Origin of the sequence: Celeribacter persicus, assembly GCF_003050785.1 — a bacterium.
GTDB classification, from domain to species: Bacteria; Pseudomonadota; Alphaproteobacteria; order Rhodobacterales; family Rhodobacteraceae; genus Celeribacter; species Celeribacter persicus.
Genome location: NZ_QAOH01000061.1, coordinates 1 through 3,333 on the forward strand (window position 1 = coordinate 1; position 3,333 = coordinate 3,333).

Consider the following 3,333-nt stretch of genomic DNA (forward strand, 5'->3'; position numbering starts at 1 on the left):
GCTGAAGGGTGCAGCGAGGTCGTGTTCATGAGACCGTCCGAACCGAAAAACCCACAAATCATGTCCTGACCTGCGAAATCCTGTGTCTCCACATTATGGAGACACACCCATGTTCCAAGACATCTTCTTGCCGCCCGCCGCGGCGAAACATCGTGACGCCCCGCTCGCGGCACAACGCGCAGACTACCTCGTCCACCTGAAGGGAACCGGCGCGAGCCGCGCCAACCTGCGCAAACAGGCCAACGCCCACCTCAACCTCGTTCGCCTTCTGGACCTTCGCGACGGCGATCGGATCCACCCGCGGAACATCGAAGCCGCCGCGACACTCTGGTCGGAGCCGCGGGGCCGCAGAAGCGCTACGCCGGCCACGTCGAAGGCCCGCCAACGCTTCGTCAGCCACTGTATTGCACTGGTGCGGTATCTCGGCTGGCTCGAAGACGCCGAAGGCGAATTTAGTTGGCCTCCGCCCGAGCTTCAGGCCTACGAGCGCTGGTTGCGCGACGAACGTGGCCTGGCAAATGCCAGTATCGAAAGCTACGGGCGCGCCGCCGGTACATTCCTCCAACACCTCGACCAGATGGGGATCCGGCTCGACACTCTTGAGGTCACCGATATCGACAGCATCATCGGCGATGAACACCAACGCGGGTCGTGGAGCCGGAGAACGATCCACGACTTCGCGCAGCGCGTCCGGTCGTTTGTCGGCTTCGCAGAGAAGCGCGGGTGGTGTCGGCCCGGGCTGGCCGCGGGCACCGTCGCGCCCGGATACAGGGCCGATGAGTGCCTTCCGAAGGGCATCAAGCGTCAGGATGTCGAGCGTCTGTTGGCGTCTGAGGGTCAGCGGCCCGTCGACAGACGCGATCGCGCGATCCTGATGCTCTTCGCCTCCTTCGGCCTGCGCGCGGGCGAAGTCGCGGGTCTCAGCCTCGATGACTTCGATTGGGAGAACGAGCTCCTGCGCGTGCATTGTCCAAAGCCGGGTCGCACGCATCTGTGGCCGCTGTCGCAGGAGGTCGGCGGTGCCATCCTCGACTACATCCGGAACGGGCGTCCCACCGGCTTCGGGCGGAGCCTCTTCTTCACATCCTGTGCCCCGATCCGCCCCCTTGGGCGGAAGGCTCTGGGCAAGATCGTGCGCGACCGCCTGGCCGGGATCGGCGTGGTCTCCGGTCGTCGAGGACCACATGCGCTCCGCCATGCCGCCGCCCAACACCTGCTGGACCAAGGCGTGGCGATGAAGGTCATCGGCGACTTCCTTGGGCACCGGGACCCGACCTCGACGGCGATCTACGCCAAGGTCGACCTCCGGACTCTGCGAGAGGTCGCGGCCCTCGATCTGGAGGGTCTCGTATGAAGCTGAGAGATGCGATCGAACACTACGTGGCATGGCGCCAGGCGCACGGCGTAAAGTTCTTGACGGCGCGGAACCTGCTTCGACAGTTCCTTCAGCACGCCGATGGCGACGCCGGATGCGACGCTGTCACATGCGCGCAGGTCCAAGCCTTCCTCGCCGGGACAGGCCCCGTTACCCGGCACCGCGAAAACAAACACTACGCGCTGGCCGGGTTCTGGCGCTACGCGATCAGCCGCGGCCATGCCCTCTCGTCGCCGCTTCCTGAAAGCGAGCGGCGCCCACCCTTGCAGGCACCGCCACATATCTACAGCCGGGATCAGCTGCAGCGCCTCTTCGACCCGGATCACATCGACAATGCCTTGCAAGGCTCCCGGCAACTCGACCCCGCGACGTTCCGGACCCTGCTGCTGATGCTCTACGGGGCCGGGCTGCGGTTCGGCGAGGCGACCGCTCTCACCCTGTTTGATGTGGATACGGCGGAGGCGATCCTCACGATCCGCGATACGAAGTTCCAAAAGAGCAGGTTGGTTCCCGTGGGTCCGCAGCTTGCAGGCATACTGGATGCCCACCTCTCGGTTCGGCCCGTCAAGGGGGTCGCGGAGAGTGCCACGTCGTTCCTGCTCGCCAACAGGGATGGCACGCGGCTCGCCAGCAGCACCGTTCAGGCCGCCTTCGATCGCCTGAGATGCGTTGCGGATGTGCATGGCAGGGCCGGAGGGCGGAAGAACCCGCGCCTACATGACCTCCGGCATACCTTCGCGGTTCACCGGCTGATCGCTTGGTATCGACAGGGAGCGGACGTACAGCGGTTGCTGCCCGCGCTCTCCACCTATCTCGGCCATTCCGACCTCGAAGGCACAAAGGTCTATCTGACGATGACGCCGGACCTCCTTGCGCAGGCCTCGCTGCTCTTCGCGCGCTATGCCGGAGGAGGGTCGGATGCCAGACCGTGATCTCATTGGGCCATGGCTCCGGCGCTTCCTAACTGAGTATATCGTCAGCGAGCGCAATCTGGCCCGGAACACTCGCGCGAGCTATCGCGACACGTTCAAGCTGCTCCTGCCCTTCGCGAGCCGAAAGGTCCGGAAGCCCATCGAACGCCTGGCCATGCAGGACCTCACCTCGGCACTTGTATTGAAATTCCTTGCCCATCTCGAGCAGGAGCGCGGATGTTCCGTCAGGACGCGCAATCAGCGGCTCGCCGCCATCCGGGCCTTCGCCCGCTTTGTGGGAAGCCGCGATCCCGCACAGGTCGAATGGTGCAGCCACATCCGCGCGATCGCCTCGAAGAAGGCGATGTTGCCGCCGGTCGGCTGGCTGTCGCGGGAGGAGATGGAAGCGATGCTCGCGGTTCCGGACCGCAAGAACCGTCGAGGGCAGAGCGAATACGCGCTGCTTCTCTTCCTCTACAATACCGGGGCTCGCGTCTCCGAAGTCACGCAGCTGAAGGTTCGGGACCTGACCCTTGACCGCGACAGAGGTGGGCACGATCTAGCCACACTGCACGGCAAGGGCGGCAAGATACGCCAATGCCCGCTCTGGTCGGAAACGGAGCGAGTCCTGGCGGAACAGATCATCGGCCGCGCGCCCGAGGCCCCGGTGTTCCTCAGCAGGCTCGGCCATGCCTACACACGGTTCGGCGTGTATCGGCTGGTCGAACGTTGCGCTGCCGATGTGCCTCGACTGGCGGGTCGGGCGGTGACACCACACGTGATCCGGCACACGACGGCCTGCCATCTCGTGCTCGCCGGCGTCGACATCAACACCATCCGCGCTTGGCTCGGCCACGTGTCGATCAGCACCACGAACATCTATGCCGAGATCGACCTCACGCTGAAGGCAAATGCCGTGGCGCTTTGCGAGGTTGGCTCTCCGGGACCGAAAAGGCGGTGGAAGGAGGACAAGGACCTCATGGCCTTCCTGAATGGCCTGTAACACCGTTGTGGTCGTCTCACCCGGTCGTGGACGATCCTCTGCCG

The 3,333-nt window shown here is 64.7% G+C and carries 3 protein-coding genes; all 3 read left to right on the plus strand.

What is annotated here, in order from left to right; translation table 11 throughout:
* Positions 1-109: 109 nt before the first annotated feature.
* From C8N42_RS20965 to C8N42_RS20975, 3 genes are read left to right on the plus strand one after another with little or no spacing between them, the layout of a single operon-like run.
* On the plus strand, positions 110-1,354 hold the full coding sequence (locus tag C8N42_RS20965) for a tyrosine-type recombinase/integrase (RefSeq protein WP_009574301.1): 1,245 nt from the start codon (positions 110-112) through the stop codon (positions 1,352-1,354).
* Positions 1,351-2,307, plus strand: a complete 957-nt coding sequence (locus C8N42_RS20970; protein ID WP_072704067.1) for a tyrosine-type recombinase/integrase — start codon at positions 1,351-1,353, stop codon at positions 2,305-2,307. Before C8N42_RS20965 ends, C8N42_RS20970 begins: the two co-directional genes overlap by 4 nt.
* The gene (locus C8N42_RS20975; RefSeq protein ID WP_009574303.1) at positions 2,294-3,289 is read left to right on the plus strand and encodes a tyrosine-type recombinase/integrase; all 996 of its coding nucleotides are present in this window, start codon (positions 2,294-2,296) and stop codon (positions 3,287-3,289) included. The genes C8N42_RS20970 and C8N42_RS20975 overlap by 14 nt, the downstream gene beginning before the upstream one ends.
* Positions 3,290-3,333 lie beyond the last annotated feature (44 nt).